The sequence below is a fragment of the Streptomyces sp. NBC_01314 genome, assembly GCF_041435215.1.
Taxonomy (GTDB): Bacteria; Actinomycetota; Actinomycetes; order Streptomycetales; family Streptomycetaceae; genus Streptomyces.
On sequence record NZ_CP108394.1, the window covers coordinates 8,247,325 to 8,264,069 of the forward strand.

Genomic DNA, 16,745 nt, shown 5'->3' on the forward strand with positions numbered 1-16,745 from the left:
GCCTTCGGCGGAGACACCGGGTGCCGGGTGGGCCGGGGTTTGTGCAGGTGAGGTGGCGTTTGAGCGGGGGTGCGCTCAAGGGGTAGGGGGTTCGGCGCGTTGGCGGGTGCGGGTACGTCGTGGTTGCTCGCGCAGTTCCCCGCGCCCCTGAAAACCCCGGACGCGACCCATGCCGTCAAGGGGCGCGGGGAACTGCGCGACCAGCCCCCACTCACCCGCAGCCGAAAACGCACCCTCGACGGGCTAGGCCAGGGCTAGGCCGACTCGTCGTCCGTGTGCGGGGCGCAGCCCAGGACGTGGGACTTGACCAGGTCCGCGATCCGCGGGTCGCGGCGACGGAACGCCGCGACCAGCTCCTCGTGCTCCTCGGCATAGGACTGCTGCACCGTGCCCAGCCAGCGGATGCTGAGCGCCGTGAAGACCTCGATGCCCAGGCCCTCCCAGGTGTGCAGCAGCACCGAGTTGTCGGCCGCCCGCACCAGCTCGCGGTGGAACGCCACCGTGTGCCGCACCTGCGACGTGCCGTCGGCGTTGCGGTCCGCCTCGTACAGCGCGGCCACATGGGGCTCCAGCGCCGAGCAGTCCTCGGCCAGCCGCTCCGCCGCCAGCTCCGCCGCGATCGCCTCCAGGCCGGCCCGCACCGGGTAGCTCTCCTCCAGGTCGGCGGCGGTCAGATTCCGCACCCGTACGCCCTTGTTCGGCGCGGATTCGATCAGCCGCAGCGACTCCAGCTCGCGCAGCGCCTCCCGCACGGGAGTCTGGCTGACCTCCAGCTCCGTCGCGATCCGCCGCTCCACGATCCGCTCGCCCGGCTTCCACCGCCCGCTCACGATCCCCTCCACGATGTGCTCGCGGATCTGTTCGCGCAGCGAGTGGACGACGGGCGCGGTGGTCATGAGGGCTCCTTCGGCGGGGGACCGGCGGGGGACGAGCCCCAAGGGCGTTGACCTCTAGACAATAGAGCCGGGGCCCTTCGGGGGAGAGACGCACGGGGGTGCTTTCGCGCAGGTGAGACGAGACTTACACGTTCCCGTGGCGGCCGGTTTGTAAAGACCCGTACCGGCCAGGCTCGGCGACCGGTTCCCCGCGTGCGTCGAGCGGGCGTGAACGCACCGGTGCCCCGCCCGGAGAACTCCGGGCGGGGCACCGCCGTACCGTGCTCAGCGGCCTCTGTTCAGAAGCCCCTGTTCAGAGGCGTCACAGGCCGAGCTCGACCTCGAACTCGCCCGCCTCCAGGATCGCCTTGACGGCCGTCAGGTAACGGGCCGCGTCGGCGCCGTCGACCAGACGGTGGTCGTAGGAGAGGGTCAGGTACGTCATGTCGCGGACGCCGATGACCGTGCCCTCCTCCGTCTCGATCACGGCGGGGCGCTTGACCGTGGCGCCGATACCGAGGATCGCGACCTGGTTCGGCGGCACGATGATCGTGTCGAAGAGCGCGCCGCGCGAACCGGTGTTGGAGATGGTGAAGGTCGCGCCGGAGAGCTCGTCCGGCGTGATCTTGTTGGCCCGGACCTTGCCCGCCAGATCGGCGGTGGCCTTGGCGATGCCGGCGATGTTGAGGTCGCCCGCGTCCTTGATGACCGGGGTCATCAGGCCCTTCTCGGAGTCCACCGCGATACCGATGTTCTCGGCGTCGAAGTAGGTGATCGTGCCCTCGCCCTCGTTGATCCGGGCGTTGATGGGCGCGTGCGCCTTCAGCGCCTGGGCCGCGGCCTTGACGAAGAACGGCATCGGGGAGAGCTTCACGCCCTCGCGGGCCGCGAAGGAGTCCTTGGCCCGGGCGCGCAGCCTCATCAGACGGGTGACGTCGACCTCGACGACCGACGACAGCTGGGCCTGCTCGTGCAGCGCCTTGACCATGTTGTCGCCGATGACCTTGCGGATGCGCGGCATCTTGATGGTCTGGCCACGCAGGGGCGAGGCCTCCAGGGACGGCGCCTTCTTGGCGGCCGGAGCGGCGGCGACCGGCGCCGGAGCGGCGGCAGCGGCCTTCGCGGCCTCGGCGGCGGCGACGACGTCCTGCTTGCGGATACGGCCGCCGACGCCGGTGCCCTTGACTGTGCCCAGGTCGACGCCGTTCTCGGCGGCGAGCTTGCGCACCAGCGGGGTGACGTACGCGCCCTCGTCGGTCGCCTTGGCGGCGGCGGACGCGGCCGGGGCGGCAGCGGCCGGAGGCGGGGTGACCGGGGCCGGCGCGGGAGCCGGTGCGGCCGGAGCAGCGGCGGCGGGCGCCGGGGCCGGAGCGGCCGGAGCCGGAGCCGCGGGGGCGGCCGGGGCAGCGGCGGCGGGCGCCGGAGCCGGTGCGGCCGGAGCCGGAGCAGCCGCCGGAGCGGCACCCGGGGCGCCGATGACGGCCAGCTTGGCGCCGACCTCGGCGGTCTCGTCCTCGGCGACCGTGATCTCCAGGAGCACACCGGAGGTGGGCGCCGGGATCTCGGTGTCGACCTTGTCCGTGGAGACCTCGAGCAGCGGCTCGTCGGCCTCGACGGAGTCGCCGACCTCCTTGAGCCAGCGGGTGACAGTGCCCTCGGTGACGGACTCACCGAGCGCCGGGAGGACCACGTCGGTGCCCTCGGCGGAGCCGGCGCCGGTAGCGGCCTCGGCGGTCGGGGCCGGCGCGGGGGCGGCCTGCTCGGTGGAGGGCGCGGCAGCGGCGGGCTCGGGGGCCGGGGCCGGCGCCTCCTCGGCCGCGGGGGCCGGGGTGGCGGCGGGCACGCCCGTGCCGTCGTCGATCAGAGCCAGCTCGGCGCCGACCTCGACCGTCTCGTCCTCGGCGACCTTGATGGACGCCAGGATGCCTGCGACGGGGGAGGGGATCTCGGTGTCGACCTTGTCGGTCGACACCTCGAGCAGCGGCTCGTCGGCCTCTACACGCTCACCCTCGGCCTTGAGCCAGCGGGTGACGGTGCCCTCGGTGACGCTCTCGCCGAGCGCCGGAAGGGTTACGGAAACCGCCATGGTTTCGGTTGCTCCTTAACGATTGCGGAAGTCTGGATCGTCGCTTCGTCGACCGAGGGTCAGTCGTGCGAGTGCAGCGGCTTGCCCGCGAGGGCCAGGTGGGCCTCGCCGAGCGCCTCGTTCTGCGTCGGGTGGGCGTGGATGAGCTGGGCGACCTCGGCGGGGAGCGCTTCCCAGTTGTAGATCAGCTGGGCCTCGCCGACCTGCTCGCCCATGCGGTCGCCGACCATGTGGACGCCGACCACGGCACCGTCCTTGACCTGGACGAGCTTGATCTCGCCCGAGGTGTTCAGGATCTTGCTCTTGCCGTTGCCCGCGAGGTTGTACTTCAGAGCGACGACCTTGTCCGCACCGTAGATCTCCTTGGCCTTGGCCTCGGTGATGCCCACGGAGGCGACCTCGGGGTGGCAGTACGTCACCCGGGGGACACCGTCGTAGTCGATCGGAACGGCCTTCAGGCCGGCCAGACGCTCCGCCACCAGGATGCCCTCGGCGAAGCCGACGTGCGCGAGCTGGAGCGTCGGGACCAGGTCACCGACGGCGGAGATGGTCGGGACGTTCGTCCGCATGTACTCGTCGACAAGGACGTAGCCGCGGTCCAGGGCGACGCCCTGCTCCTCGTAGCCGAGACCGGCGGAGACGGGCCCGCGGCCGACGGCCACCAGCAGCAGCTCGGCCTCGAACTCCTTGCCGTCGGCGAGCGTGACCTTGACACCGTCCTGGGTGTACTCGGCCTTCGAGAAGAAGGTGCCCAGGTTGAACTTGATGCCGCGCTTGCGGAAGGCGCGCTCAAGAAGCTTGGAGGAGTTCTCGTCCTCGAGCGGGGCGAGGTGCTTCAGGCCCTCGATGATCGTGATGTCGGTGCCGAAGGACTTCCAGGCGGAGGCGAACTCGACGCCGATGACACCGCCGCCGAGGACGATCGCCGACTTCGGCACCCGGTCCAGGACGAGGGCGTGGTCCGAGGAGATGATTCGGTTGCCGTCGATCTCCAGGCCCGGCAGCGACTTCGGCACGGAGCCGGTCGCCAGCAGGACGTGACGGCCCTGGACGCGCTGGCCGTTGACGTCGACGGAGGTGGGGGAGGAGAGGCGGCCCTCACCCTCGATGTAGGTGATCTTGCGGGAGGCGATGAGCCCCTGCAGACCCTTGTACAGGCCGGAGATCACGCCGTCCTTGTACTTGTGCACGGCGGGGACGTCGATGCCCTCGAAGGTGGCCTTCACACCGAACTGCTCGCTCTCGCGGGCCTGGTCGGCGATCTCGCCCGCGTGGAGCAGGGCCTTCGTGGGAATGCATCCCCGGTGCAGGCAGGTGCCGCCGACCTTGTCCTTCTCGATCAGGGCGACGTCCAGGCCCAGCTGAGCCCCGCGCAGGGCCGCGGCGTAACCACCGCTACCACCACCGAGGATCACTAGGTCGAAAACGGTGCTGGCGTCGTTCGCCACGTCACGTCCTCCATGCATGTACGCCGTACGCCGGTCGTCCATGACCGCGCGGCGGCTGGTGTCCGGCCGCTCTTCTTCGGCCCTGTGGTGGGGGCCCTGTCCTGCCGAGCCCCATCTTCGCACTTGTCGACGGCGAACGAGACGCCGGGCCGGGGTGTGAGACACCACACGCTCAGATGTGACGGGGCAGCGGGACAGCGTGCCTTTCAGGGGCGCGGGGAACCGCGCGACCGGCCGCGGCCGGCCCGCAGTCGCCCGCGCTCCTCAGGCATCGAGCTCCCGGGCGACCATCACCCCAGGTCGCCGGAGGCGGCCCGCTCGGCCAGCCGCACCAGGGTCCGCACCGCGGTCCCGGTCCCGCCCTTCGGCGTGTACCCGAAGGGACCGCCCTCGTTGAAGGCCGGCCCCGCGATGTCCAGGTGCGCCCAGGTGATGCCCTCGCCCACGAACTCCTTCAGGAACAGCCCGGCGACGAGCCCGCCGCCGTACCGCTCACCCATGTTCGCGATGTCGGCGGTCGGGGAGTCCATCCCCTTGCGCAGGTGGTCCGGCAGCGGCATGGGCCACGCCGGCTCCCCCGACTCCTCCGCGGCCTCGTGCACCGCGGAGCGGAACGCGTCGTCGTTCGCCATGATCCCGAACGTCCGGTTGCCCAGCGCCAGCATCATCGCCCCGGTCAGCGTCGCCACGTCGATGATCGCGTCCGGCTTGTCCTCGGACGCCTTGGCGAGCGCGTCGGCCAGCACGAGCCGGCCCTCCGCGTCGGTGTTCAGCACCTCCACCGTCTTGCCGCTGTACATGCGCAGCACGTCACCCGGGCGGGTGGCGGAGCCGGACGGCATGTTCTCGGCGAGGGCGAGCCAGCCGGTGATGTTGACCTCTAGGCCCAGGCGCGCGGCGGCGACGACCGCGGCGAACACGGCGGCCGCGCCGCTCATGTCGCACTTCATCGTCTCGTTGTGCCCGGCGGGCTTGAGCGAGATGCCGCCCGAGTCGTAGGTGATGCCCTTGCCGACGAACGCCAGGTGCTTCTTCGCCTTGGCGTGGGTGTACGACAGCTGCACCAGCCGGGGCGTGGCCGCGGAGCCCGCGCCGACGCCGAGGATGCCGCCGTAGCCGCCCTTGGCGAGCGCCTTCTCGTCGAGCACGGTCACCTTGATGCCGTGTTCCTTGGCCGCGGTCTGCGCGACGGCGGCGAAGGCCTCGGGGTCGAGGTCGTTCGGCGGGGTGTTGATGAGGTCGCGGGCGCGGTTCAGCTCCTCGGTCACCGCGATCGCGCGCTCGGCGGCCGCCTTGTGGGCCTTGTCGCGGGGCTTCGCGCCGAGCAGGGTGACCTCGGCGAGCGGCGCCTTGCCGTTCTTCGCCTTCGCGGCGTTCTTCGAAGGCGCGCTCTCCTTGTAGACGTCGAAGGAGTACGCGCCGAGCAGCGCGCCCTCGGAGACGGCGCCCACGGCGTCGGCGTCCTCGACGGGCAGCATGAACGCGGCCTTCTTCGTACCGGACAGGGCACGGGCTGCGGCACCGGCCGCGCGGCGCAGCGCCTCCGCCCCGAACGAGCCGTCCTTCTCGGGCACCGCGCCGAGGCCCACCGCCACCACGAGCGGCGCCTTGAAGCCGGACGGCGCGGGCAGCTTCGTCACCTCGCCCTCCGCGCCCGAGGCGCCGAGGGTCTCCAGGAGGTCGGCCAGCTTGCCGTCGTAGGCCTTGTCCACGGCCTCGGCACCCGGCGCGACGACCAGGCCCCCAGGCCGAGATGCAGGGCCCTTCGCGACACCGACCACGATCGCGTCGGCACGGAGGCCCGGCGCGGCGGCGGTGCTGAGAGTGAGAGCAGTCACGGTGGTGGAATCTCGCTTCCGATTGAGTTTCGGTGGCCGAACGGATGGTGATGGGTCGACGTGCCGAGAACGAGCCTAGGCCCTTGTTCGGCCCATCGGACCTGGGGCGTGGGCCGGTTGCGCTCTCGCCGTCCGTACGGCGTCCGCTGCGACCAGCCTCCCCGACTTTCCGCTCCGGACGGGCAGGGAGATCCCCATGTTTTCGGCATAGGGGGATCCCTTGTCGCCGGGTCGGTGTCGCGGCTCCATGGTCTTCGCGCGTAGCGCCGACGGTCTCCGCGCGTAGCGTCGGCGGCCGATTTCGATCACCCCTGCGGGTGTTCACCCCTGTGCGGCTGCATGGCCATTCTCGTGCCTCGTATGCCATGACCTGGGTCACACTCATCCCGCCAGTGAGTGATCAACTCATCCCTGGGGGTAAGTTGCCGCGCGCCGCCGCACGTACGCACGCCCTGGAGCCCGTCCGATGACCCGCGTTCTCGCCCGCAGGGCCCTGTTGTCCCTGCTCCTGCTGGCGGTGGGGTGCACTGCCGCTTCCGACGACAAGCCGGGCGCCCGCTGGCGCCCGGAGCCGGGCACGGAGTGGCAGTGGCAGCTCAGCGGGCGCCTGGACACCTCCGTCGACGTCCCCGTGTACGACATCGACGGCTTCGACCACTCCGCCGACACGGTCGCCGGGCTGCACGACGACGGCCGCAAGGTGATCTGCTATCTGTCGACCGGCGCCTGGGAGGACTGGCGCCCGGACGCCGAAACGTTCCCGGACCGGGTCCTGGGCAAGGGCAACGGCTGGGAGGGCGAGCGCTGGCTCGACATCCGCGAGACCGACGTCCTCGAACCCCTGATGGCCGCCCGCATGGACATGTGCGCGGAGAAGGGCTTCGACGCGGTCGAGCCCGACAACATGGACGGCTACCGCAACAGGACGGGTTTCCCCCTCACGGCCGCCGACCAGCTCCGCTACAACCGTCTCATCGCCCGCCTCGCCCACGAACGGGGCCTCGCCGTCGGCCTGAAGAACGACCTCGACCAGATCCCGGAACTCGTCGACGACTTCGACTTCGCCGTCAACGAGCAGTGCGCCCAGTACGGGGAGTGCGACGACCTGACCCCGTTCATCGAGGCCGGCAAGGCCGTCTTCCACGTCGAGTACGAGATGAGAACAGGCGACTTCTGTCCCGAGGCCCGGCGCCTGGAGCTCAGCTCGTTGCTGAAGAAGTGGGAACTGGGGGTGTGGCGGAAGGCCTGTTGATCACCTCGGTGATCAGCTCGGGGATCACGTCGTGTTCACCCCAGGGTGAACACGACGAGGGCCGCCGTCGCCGCGGTCTCCGCCAGGCCGCCGAACACATCACCGGTGACGCCGCCGAACCGCCGTACGCAATGGCGGAGCAGGAGTTCGGCGGCACCGCAGGCGAGGACGACCGCGAGGGCCGCGCGGCCGAGGTCGTACGGCCCGAGGAGTGCCCCCGCGCCCGCCGCCGCGCACCCGACCAGGACGGCCACGAGCAGTGCGGCCCGTACCGGCACCACCCCCGCCACCGCCGCCCCCAGCCCCTCCGGCCGGGCGGCGGGTACGCCGGCGCGCGCGGCCAGGGTCAGGGCCAGCCTCGCGGTGGTCGCCGACACGGCCGTCGCGAGCGCGCCCAGCGCCCAGGACTCGCCGTACGCCTCGGTGAGCGCGGCGACCTGGGCCAGCAGTACGAGGACGAGGGTGACGACCCCGAACGGCCCGATGTCCGACTGCTTCATGATCCGCAGGGCGTCCTCGGCGGGCCTGCCGCTGCCGAGCCCGTCGGCGGTGTCGGCGAGCCCGTCCAGGTGGAGGCCCCGGGTGAGTACGGCTGGTACGGCGACGGAGGCCACGGCGGCGAGCAGCGGACCGGCCCCCAGGAGCAGGAGGAGCCCGCCGGGCACGGCCGCGCCCAGCCCGACGACCAGTCCGGCGACGGGCGCGCACAGCATCCCGGCGCGCGCGGCCTCGCGGTCCCAGCGATGAACGGCCACCGGCAGCACGGTCAGGGTGCCGAACGCGAAACGCGGGCCGTCGGAGAACGCGCGCCCGGACTTGGGGGACACGGACTTCGGGGACACGGGCTCGTCGTCCGGGGGCTCGGGGGTCGTGGACACCGGCGCAGGCTACCCGGCGCGGCGGGTGGGCTCGGCGGCGGCCAGGGGCGGTGATGGATAAAGTTCGCATATGGGTCACTGGTGGGAGCGGAACATCATCGAGCCGGGCAAACTGCCCCTGCTTCTCGCACTCACCGCGTTCGTCCTGACATTCCTGATCACCCGGGTCGTCACCCGCCTCATCCGTGCGGGCAAGGGCCCCTTCCGCAACATCAGCGGCAGCGGCGGCGTGCACATCCACCACGTCGTCCCCGGCGTCGTCCTCACCGTCATCGGCGGCTTCGGCTCGGTGGCCGGCGACGGGCACGGCTTCGGCGCGCTGATCTCCGCCGTGCTGTTCGGCATGGGCGTGGGCCTGGTGCTGGACGAGTTCGCGCTGATCCTGCACCTCGACGACGTGTACTGGAGCGAGGCGGGCCGCCAGAGCGTCGAAGTGGTCGTGCTGACGGCGGCCCTGGTGGGCCTGATGCTGGTCGGCTTCCTCCCCTTCGGCGTCGACGACCTCGACGACGAGGAGCTCCAGGACCGGGGAGCCGTCATGGTCAGCATGGGGACGAACTTCCTCATCGCCCTGATCGCCCTCGCCAAGGGCAAGGCCCGCACGGCGATCTTCGGCGTGGTCATCCCGTTCATCGCCGTCATCGGCGCCGTCCGCCTGGCCCGCCCCACCTCCGCCTGGGCCCGCCGCTTCTACCGCCGCCGCCCACGCACCCGCGCCCGGTCCTGGAAGCGTGCCTACCGCCACGACCGCCGTTGGACGGGCCCCAGCCGCCGCCTTCAGGACTGGATCGGCGGCACCCCGGACGTGGCACCACCGGAACTGGTATCGGCGGCCCGCCCCGCGCTCCCCGCCGGCCCCTCCCGTTCGTCCGGCCCCACCGGCCCGTCGGAACCGGCCGATCCGCCGGAGCGCCGCTGACGTACGGCCACGGCCCCGCACCCCACCAGCACCGCCGCGATCGCCGCCAGATGCTCCTTGCCCGCGAGGTTCTCCTTCACCAGCACCTCGACGACCGGCACCTTGACGACCGGCACCTCGATGATCATCGCCACGACGACCAGCACCTCGACGACCGGCACCTCGTCAGCCGCGCCCGCCGTCACGCACGCCCGGAAGCGGCACCCCACGAACACGGCGTGCCCCACCACGGCCACCGACGGCCCGGTGTCCACGACTCGCGCGTCCGAGGGGTCTGTCTCCCGCTCGGATCCGCCGCTCGGCATTCATTTCCGCCGCGACGGTGGGCAACCAGGACGGCCGGTCCGACGGTGCCGAACCGGCCGTACGTGACGCCCCCGCATCCGCCCCCGCACCGCTCCCGGGTCACTTCTAGGTCGCGTCGTACTCCTCGCCGAGGTTCTTCTCCTCGGCCTCTTCCGGCTTGGCCGGCTCCGGCTCCGGCAGCTCCCGCTCCGGCAGCTCCGCCGCCAGCGCCGCAGCGGCCCGCACCAGCGGCAGCGCCAGCAGCGCCCCCGCCCCTTCCCCGACCTTCACGCCATGGTCGAACAGCGGCTCGATGGCCATCCGGTCCAGCGCCTTGGCCTGGGCCGGCTCCCCACTGCTCTGCCCGGCCAGCCACCAGTCCGGCGCCCGGAAGGCGACCCGCTGGGCGACCAGCGCACAGGCCGCGGACACCACACCGTCCAGGATCACCGGCATCTTCCGCACCGCGCTCTGCAACAGGAACCCGGTCATGGCCGCGAGATCCGCCCCGCCCACGGTCGCGAGCAACTGCAACTGGTCACCGAGCACCGGCCGGGCCCGCCGCAGAGCGTCCCGTACGGCCGCACACTTGCGCATCCACGCCAGATCGTCGATCGCCCGGCCGCCCCGCCCGGTGACGACGGACGCGTCGGTCCCGCACAGCCCGGCGACGAGAACCGCCGCCGCCGTGGTCCCGCCGACGCTCACATCGCCGAGGACGACGAGGTCGGTCCCGGAGTCCGCCTCCTCGTCCGCGAGGGCGACGCCCACCCGGAACGCGGCCTCCGCCTCCTCCCTCGTCAGCGCGTCCTCGACGTCGATACGCCCGGACCCGCGCCGCACCCGGTGCCGTACGACCTCCGCGGGCAGCGCCTCCGGGTCGCAGTCGAGCGCGAGGTCCACCACGCGTACGGGTACGTCGAGCTGCCGGGCCAGCACCGCCACCGGGCTGGCGCCGTCGAGGACGGCCCGCACCAGCTGGTCCGCGGTGCCCGCGGCCCGCGCGGAGACGCCGAGTTCGGCGATCCCGTGGTCGCCCGCGAACAGCACCACACGGGCCCGGCCGATCGGCCGCACCGGCACGGCCGACTGTGCCGCCGCCAGCCACTCACCCAGTTCGTCGAGGCGGCCCAGTGCCCCGGGCGGCACGATCTGCCGTTCCCGCCGAGCCTCGGCGTCGCGGCGCACCCCACCGTCGGGGCGCTCGATCAGATCGGTGAAGTCGTCGAGATTAAGCGAGCTCATTCGCCGAACAGTACCGGCAGCGATCGAACACGACCGCGCCACACCGTGACCCCACGGCGTACGAACGTCCCACCGCGCCACCGGCACGTCATTGCACCCGGGATCACGCTCACGTACGTACCTTTTCGGTGCGAATGTCCGTACGTCGTCGTCCCGGTCGCGTACGCGATCCCGTCGTTCCCCAGGAGCCGCCATGCCCCCCACCCCGCGGCCGGAGCCCGGCCGACCCGCCTCGGGAGCCGACCCCTTCCACGAACCGCGCCGGGGCGACTGCCCGTGGTGCGGTTCACGGCAGTTGCGTACGCGGGTGCGAGCGCCGGAAGGGAGCCGGCGCACGCCGGGCACGTTCGTGGTCGACGAGTGCCGGGACTGCGCCCACGCCTTCCAGAACCCCCGGCCCACCGCGGACGGGCTGTTGCTCCGGCACCACCAGCACCCCGTCGAGGACGACATCAGCGCGATCCTCGCAGGGCGCCGGGGCCGCCGACTCCGCCGGCATCACCGGGCCGCCGCCCGCGCGCTGCGGGCGTACCTCGAACCGGAGAGCTGGCTGGACGTCGGCACCGGCCACGGCCACTTCCCGGAGGCCGCGCGCGAGATCCACCCGTACACCTCCTTCGACGGCCTCGACCCGACCCGGCGCATCGAACAGGCCTGGGAGGCCGGGCGGGTGGAGGAGGCGTACCAGGGCCTGCTCACCGATCCGGAGATCACCGCGCGGCTGCGTGCCCGCTACGACGTGGTCAGCATGTTCCACCACCTGGAACACACCGCCGATCCCCGCGAGGAACTCCGCGCCGCCCACACCGTCCTGCGTCCCGGCGGCCACCTCCTCCTCGAAGTCCCGGACCGGGCCCGCCCGTTCGGCACGCGGTCCCTCAGGAGCCGCCGGTTCTGGAAGCCGCACGACGGCCTGCGCCCCCTCCACCTCATCCCCCTGCGCAACCTGCTCTCCGAACTGCGGTCCCTGGGCTACGAGATCCTCACCACCCGCCCCTGCACCCCCCTCCCGCCGCGCGCCCACCGCATCCTCGCGCGCCGCACCGCACAACCAACCGCCCCCGCAGTGCCCCCAGCCCCGGTGGCCGACCTCCCACCGCTCTCCTCGACCCCTCCGCCGCCCTGGCCCGGTCCGTCCGCCTCAGCCCCGTAGGGACAGAGACTGCCCCGCCACCACCAGCAACACGTGCTCGCATTCCGCCGCGAAGGCCGCGTTGAGCCGTCCGAGTTCGTCGCGGTAGCGGCGGCCGGAGGCGGTGGCGGGGACGATGCCGGAGCCGACCTCGTTCGAGACGGCGACCATCGTGCGGCGCGTGTGCCGCACGGCGTCGGTCAGCTCGGTGACACGCGCCCGGAGCGCGCGCTCCCCGCCGCCGGCCCACTCCGCGTCGTCCCACGCCCCCACCGAGTCCATCGCGTCCGTCAGCCACAGGGAGAGACAGTCGACGAGCAGCGGCGCCCCGTCGTCCTTCAGCAGCGGGACCAGGTCGCAGGTCTCGACCGTGTGCCAGGAGCCGGGCCGCCGCTCACGGTGGGAGGTGACCCGTGCGGCCCACTCCCCGTCGCCGGTGCGCGTCCCGCCGGTCGCCACGTACAGCACGTCCGGAAACGCCTCCAGCCGCCGCTCGGCCTCCACCGACTTCCCGGACCGCGCCCCGCCGACCACCAGCGTGCGGCGCGGCACATCGGGCACGTCCTCGTAGGCGCCCACCGCCAGCGTCGTCCCGTCCGGCACGGCGCGCGCGCCCGCCGCCGCGAGCCGGCGCGGCAACTCGCCGTCCGGCGGCACGTCGTGGTCGATGTGCACGGCGACGACATCGGTCGTCGGCCCGACGGCACCCACCCTCCGCAGCCGCGCCAGCGCGTCCGGACGCCCCAGGACATCGGCGAGCACCATGTCGTACGGCTCCACCGAACGCTCCTCCAGCCCGGCCGGCGCGCCCCCCGGCGGCAGATACAGCAACCGCTGCCCGCCCGGCCCGGACACCGCGTACCCCGTGCCCGGCGCGTCCAGTGCCAGCGCCCGCACCCGGTGCCCGGTCAGCAGCGCCAGCTCCCGCCCGTCCGGCACCCGCCCCGGCTGCGGCAGCCCCGCCGGCACCTCCACGGCGGGCCCGTCGTGCGGATGCGACAGCAGTACCTGCCGCACACCGGTCAGCGAATGCCCGGCGCGCGCGGCCGCGAGGGCGGCGCCCGGAGTGAGGTCGAGCAACAGTGTGCCGTCCACGAGCAGCGCGGTCGCCCCGCGCGCGGCATCACCGAGCGCGGTCGCACACGCCGCGCACGGACAGTCGGGGCGGGGAAGCCCCGCGGGAGCGCCGGTGCCGAGCAAAGTCAGTTCCACGCCCCGATTTTCGCGTGTCCCGATGAACACCCGCAGATCTTGTGCGTCCGACTAGGCTCAAGGGAGGAACCGGATCTTGCTTGGCACCCTGTGTGCGGTGCCGGGCCGGTACTTACGGAGGCTCACATGGCGGCATGGACGTGGCGGTTCGAGAAGGCCGACGGGACTGAGGTCCAGCCCGCGGTCCAGCCCGAGGAGTTCACGACCCAGGGGGACGCCGAGTCGTGGATCGGGGAACACTGGAAGGAACTCCTGGAGGGCGGCGCCGAACAGGTCCACCTCTCCGAGGACACGACGAAGATCTACGGCCCGATGAGCCTGAACGCCCAGGACGCGTAGCCGCTCCGCGGTGGGGCGGGGCTCCCACCCGGGGCTCCGCCCCGAACCCCGCGGGACGGGTGCGTTCGTCGTCCGCGGCCGAGTGGGGGCTGGCCGCGCAGTTCCCCGCGCCCCTAAGGGCCTACGGCCCTTTCGGGCCGAAAAAGCAAGGGGCGCAGCCCCTGCTTTTCAGGGGCGCGGGGAACTGCGCGACCAGCCCCCACCGAACCCGCGGATGGGGGTCGAAGGGGCGCAGCCCCTGGTGGGGGAGGGACGGGTAGGGGCCGCGGGGGCGAGACAAAAACTCAGCCGCGCACACCGCACAGGTGCAGCAACGCCGCGACCCGCCGATAGGGATCCGTCCGCCCCGCCCGCTCCTCAGCGGCGAGCAACGCGTCCAGATCCCCGTCAAGAGGAACCCCCGCATCGTCCGCGGCCAGATCCGTGAACACCCGCACCCCGTACCACGCGTGCAACGGCGCCCCGATCCCCGCGAGCGCGTCCGTCAGTGTCGTCAGCCGATCCGCCCGCACATCGAGGCCGAGCCGATTCCGGTACGCGGTGGTGTCGAAGGCGGCCAGCGCCCCCGCCCAGTCCCCGGCCAGCCCCGCCCGCATCGCGAGCGCGTCGCCGTTCCGTACGAGCAGCGACAGCAGCCCCCCGGGCGCCAGCATCCGCGCCAGTCCCGCCAGCAGCGCGTCCGGCTCCTCGACGTACATCAGGACCCCATGACAGAGGACCACGTCGAAACTGCCCGGCAGGAAGTGGACCCCCGTGTCCCGGCCGTCGCCCTCGACGATCCGCACCCGGCCCCGGATGCCCTCGGGCTCGGCGGCGAGCGCCTCCCGGGCCACGGCGATCAGCTTCGCCTCACGCTCGATGCCGGTCACCGCGTGCCCGGCCCGGGCCAGCCGCAGGGCCTGCGTGCCCTGACCCATGCCCACGTCGAGGACCCGGAGCCGCTGCCCGACCGGGAAGCGTCCGGCTATCTGCTCGTCGACCTGCCGGGAGACCAGCTCCTGTCGTACGACCTCACGCAGCGTGCCCAGCCGGTTCAGCCAGGCCTGAGCGGCACCTCCGGAGAAAGCGGTCGTGCTCAGGGCCGCTCTCCGCGCTTGACCTGCGGCTTCGGCAGCCGGAGGCGACGCATCTGGAGCGTGCGCATCAGGGCGTAGGCCACGGCGCCCTTCTTGTTCGCGTCGGGGAAGCGCTCGTTCAGCTGCTTCTTCAGACGGAACCCGAGGCTGATCGAGTCGACCACGATCAGAACGATCACGAACAGCCACAGCAGCAGCGCGATGTTCTGCAGTGACGCCACCTGCACCATGCTCAGCACGAGGATGAGCACGGCCAGCGGCAGGAAGAACTCGGCGATGTGGAAGCGCGAGTCCACGAAGTCACGGGCGAACCTGCGCACGGGGCCCTTGTCCCGTGCGGGCAGATAGCGCTCGTCGCCGGTTGCCAGCGCCTGACGCTGCTTCTCCATGGCGGAGCGGCGCTCGTCGCGGGAGCGCTTGGCTGCCTCCTTGCGCGTCGTCGGCGTATTGGCAACGCTACGACGCTGGCCTTGGGCCGCACTCCGCTTGGGAGTGGGCCGCCCCTTGGGGGCCTGCGGGTGACGGGTCTGCTGGGAGTTGGTCACCGCCGCCTTGTCGGCGGCCGATTCCTTCTCGCTCTTGGCGCGGCTACGGAACACAAAACCCAAGGGTACGGGGTGCCGGGGCATGGACCCCAGCCGACTGGGGAACGATCCGGCAACACCCGGCGTCCGTACTGGAGACAGAGGTGGGGCGAAAGTGTTCGGGGCAACCCGGGAAACCCGGAAAAGGGGGAGCGCGGTGACGGTTCGTCCGTAGGGGGTCCGAGGTATTCCGGGGGTCGGCCCGTACAAGACCCCGGGAGACACCTACTCCCTACGCCGGAGCGGTGCCGTACACAGTCGTCCTTGGGGATGAGCGCATCGGTCCCCGAACAGTGCGGTAATAGAAGCAGGGCCCGTACTGTGGGTTCTGTCGCAGACCTGTGAGCTGGAGTCCGTCAGAAGGGGGCGCGCGAAGCCCATGAGCGGTGTCATGAAGCGTATGGGGATGATCTTCCGCGCGAAGGCGAACAAGGCCCTTGACCGGGCCGAGGACCCGCGCGAGACCCTTGATTACTCGTACCAGAAACAGCTGGAGCTGCTCCAGAAGGTGCGCCGAGGCGTGGCCGACGTGGCCACGTCCCGCAAGCGCCTGGAGCTCCAGCTCAACCAGCTGCAGTCCCAGTCGTCGAAGCTGGAGGACCAGGGCCGCAAGGCGCTCGCGCTGGGCCGTGAGGACCTGGCCCGCGAGGCGCTCTCGCGCCGTGCCGCGCTCCAGCAGCAGGTGACGGACCTGGAGACGCAGCACTCCACTCTCCAGGGCGAGGAGGAGAAGCTCACCCTCGCCGCGCAGCGTCTGCAGGCCAAGGTCGACGCCTTCCGTACGAAGAAGGAGACGATCAAGGCCACGTACACCGCCGCCCAGGCCCAGACCCGGATCGGCGAGGCGTTCTCCGGAATCTCCGAGGAGATGGGCGACGTCGGTCTCGCCATACAGCGCGCCGAGGACAAGACGGCGCAGCTCCAGGCCCGCGCCGGCGCCATCGACGAGCTGCTCGCCTCCGGTGCCCTCGACGACTCCTCCGGCCTGCACAAGGACGACATCCAGACCGAGCTGGACCGCCTCTCCGGCGGTACGGACGTCGAGCTGGAGCTCCAGCGGATGAAGGCGGAGCTGGCGGGCGGCCCGTCCGCACAGCAGCAGGCCATCGAGGGCGGCACGGGCCAGTCGGCCCCGCAGCAGCAGTCCCAGCGGCAGGACACTCCGCGCTTCGACAAGTAGGTGTCTCTCGTCCCCGAGGAGGGCGACATGATCGTACGGATCATGGGGGAGGGGCAGGTGAGGCTGGATGACGTCCACTTCACCGAGCTGAACAAGCTGGACGACGTACTCCTGGCGGAGATGGAGGTCGGCGACGGACCGGGCTTCCGTCACACCCTCCACGCCCTCCTGGACAAGGTCCGAGAGCTGGGCACGCCCCTGCCCGACGACTCCCTGGAGCCCTCGGAACTGATCCTCCCGGCGCCGGACGCGACGCTGGAGGAGGTCAGGGAGATGCTGAGCGACGACGGCCTGATCCCGGGGTGACCGGCCGCACGTCCGGGCCGAACAGCACGGGGAGCGGCCCCCGTCTTCCTGGGGCGCGGGGAACCGCGCGGTCGGCCCCCGCCCACCCGC

At 72.1% G+C, this 16,745-nt stretch carries 15 protein-coding genes; 6 read left to right on the forward strand and 9 right to left on the reverse strand.

All coding sequences use genetic code 11. The annotated features are described in order from the left end of the window. Positions 1 to 254: 254 nt before the first annotated feature. From OG622_RS36220 to OG622_RS36235, 4 genes are all read right to left on the reverse strand, one after another. Positions 255 to 896 carry a GntR family transcriptional regulator gene (locus tag OG622_RS36220; RefSeq protein ID WP_371580843.1) on the reverse strand — a complete coding sequence of 214 codons (642 nt, stop codon included), beginning with the start codon at positions 894 to 896 and terminating at the stop codon, positions 255 to 257. A 301-nt stretch (positions 897 to 1,197) separates the two neighbouring features. Beyond that, entirely contained in the window at positions 1,198 to 2,961 is a 1,764-nt protein-coding gene (gene sucB / locus OG622_RS36225) for a 2-oxoglutarate dehydrogenase, E2 component, dihydrolipoamide succinyltransferase (protein ID WP_371580844.1), read from the reverse strand. 59 nt (positions 2,962 to 3,020) lie between these two features. After that, positions 3,021 to 4,409, reverse strand: a complete 1,389-nt coding sequence (gene lpdA / locus OG622_RS36230; protein ID WP_371580845.1) for a dihydrolipoyl dehydrogenase — start codon at positions 4,407 to 4,409, stop codon at positions 3,021 to 3,023. A gap of 290 nt (positions 4,410 to 4,699) precedes the next feature. Next, positions 4,700 to 6,247, reverse strand: coding sequence for a leucyl aminopeptidase (locus OG622_RS36235; RefSeq protein ID WP_371580846.1), 1,548 nt, complete (start codon positions 6,245 to 6,247; stop codon positions 4,700 to 4,702). Between the two features lie 466 nt (positions 6,248 to 6,713). On the opposite strand from OG622_RS36235, the gene OG622_RS36240 reads away from it, so the two are divergent. Then, positions 6,714 to 7,499, forward strand: a complete 786-nt coding sequence (locus OG622_RS36240) for an endo alpha-1,4 polygalactosaminidase (RefSeq protein ID WP_371580847.1) — start codon at positions 6,714 to 6,716, stop codon at positions 7,497 to 7,499. Positions 7,500 to 7,534: 35 nt separating this feature from the next. Here OG622_RS36240 and OG622_RS36245 read toward each other — a convergent pair whose 3' ends face one another. After that, the gene (locus tag OG622_RS36245; RefSeq protein WP_371580848.1) at positions 7,535 to 8,377 is read right to left on the reverse strand and encodes an adenosylcobinamide-GDP ribazoletransferase; all 843 of its coding nucleotides are present in this window, start codon (positions 8,375 to 8,377) and stop codon (positions 7,535 to 7,537) included. A 70-nt stretch (positions 8,378 to 8,447) separates the two neighbouring features. On the opposite strand from OG622_RS36245, the gene OG622_RS36250 reads away from it, so the two are divergent. Then, a complete protein-coding gene (locus tag OG622_RS36250) occupies positions 8,448 to 9,296 on the forward strand; it encodes a hypothetical protein (protein WP_371580849.1) in 849 nt (282 codons plus the stop codon). 411 nt (positions 9,297 to 9,707) lie between these two features. Here the strand turns inward: OG622_RS36250 and cobT are convergent, their stop codons facing one another. Then, positions 9,708 to 10,826, reverse strand: coding sequence for a nicotinate-nucleotide--dimethylbenzimidazole phosphoribosyltransferase (cobT, locus tag OG622_RS36255; protein ID WP_371580850.1), 1,119 nt, complete (start codon positions 10,824 to 10,826; stop codon positions 9,708 to 9,710). A gap of 193 nt (positions 10,827 to 11,019) precedes the next feature. Here cobT and OG622_RS36260 point away from each other — a divergent pair, with 193 nt between their 5' ends. Further along, positions 11,020 to 11,979 (forward strand): class I SAM-dependent methyltransferase, encoded by a 960-nt coding sequence (locus OG622_RS36260; RefSeq protein WP_371580851.1) that lies wholly within the window; start codon positions 11,020 to 11,022, stop codon positions 11,977 to 11,979. Here the strand turns inward: OG622_RS36260 and OG622_RS36265 are convergent. Continuing rightward, positions 11,968 to 13,170, reverse strand: coding sequence for a bifunctional adenosylcobinamide kinase/adenosylcobinamide-phosphate guanylyltransferase (locus OG622_RS36265; protein ID WP_371580852.1), 1,203 nt, complete (start codon positions 13,168 to 13,170; stop codon positions 11,968 to 11,970). The two genes, OG622_RS36260 and OG622_RS36265, sit on opposite strands and share 12 nt — an antisense overlap. Before the next feature lie 126 nt (positions 13,171 to 13,296). Here OG622_RS36265 and OG622_RS36270 point away from each other — a divergent pair, with 126 nt between their 5' ends. Beyond that, a complete protein-coding gene (locus tag OG622_RS36270) occupies positions 13,297 to 13,509 on the forward strand; it encodes a hypothetical protein (protein WP_371580853.1) in 213 nt (70 codons plus the stop codon). Positions 13,510 to 13,793: 284 nt separating this feature from the next. Here OG622_RS36270 and OG622_RS36275 read toward each other — a convergent pair whose 3' ends face one another. Next, entirely contained in the window at positions 13,794 to 14,426 is a 633-nt protein-coding gene (locus OG622_RS36275; protein ID WP_371580854.1) for a class I SAM-dependent methyltransferase, read from the reverse strand. 158 nt (positions 14,427 to 14,584) lie between these two features. Beyond that, positions 14,585 to 15,214: a DUF3043 domain-containing protein gene (locus OG622_RS36280; RefSeq protein ID WP_371580855.1), complete on the reverse strand. Its 630-nt coding sequence runs from the start codon at positions 15,212 to 15,214 to the stop codon at positions 14,585 to 14,587. 334 nt (positions 15,215 to 15,548) lie between these two features. Here OG622_RS36280 and OG622_RS36285 point away from each other — a divergent pair, with 334 nt between their 5' ends. Next, positions 15,549 to 16,349: a PspA/IM30 family protein gene (locus OG622_RS36285; RefSeq protein WP_079081744.1), complete on the forward strand. Its 801-nt coding sequence runs from the start codon at positions 15,549 to 15,551 to the stop codon at positions 16,347 to 16,349. A 27-nt stretch (positions 16,350 to 16,376) separates the two neighbouring features. Next, a complete protein-coding gene (locus tag OG622_RS36290) occupies positions 16,377 to 16,655 on the forward strand; it encodes a hypothetical protein (RefSeq protein ID WP_326583368.1) in 279 nt (92 codons plus the stop codon). Positions 16,656 to 16,745: the final 90 nt, after the last annotated feature.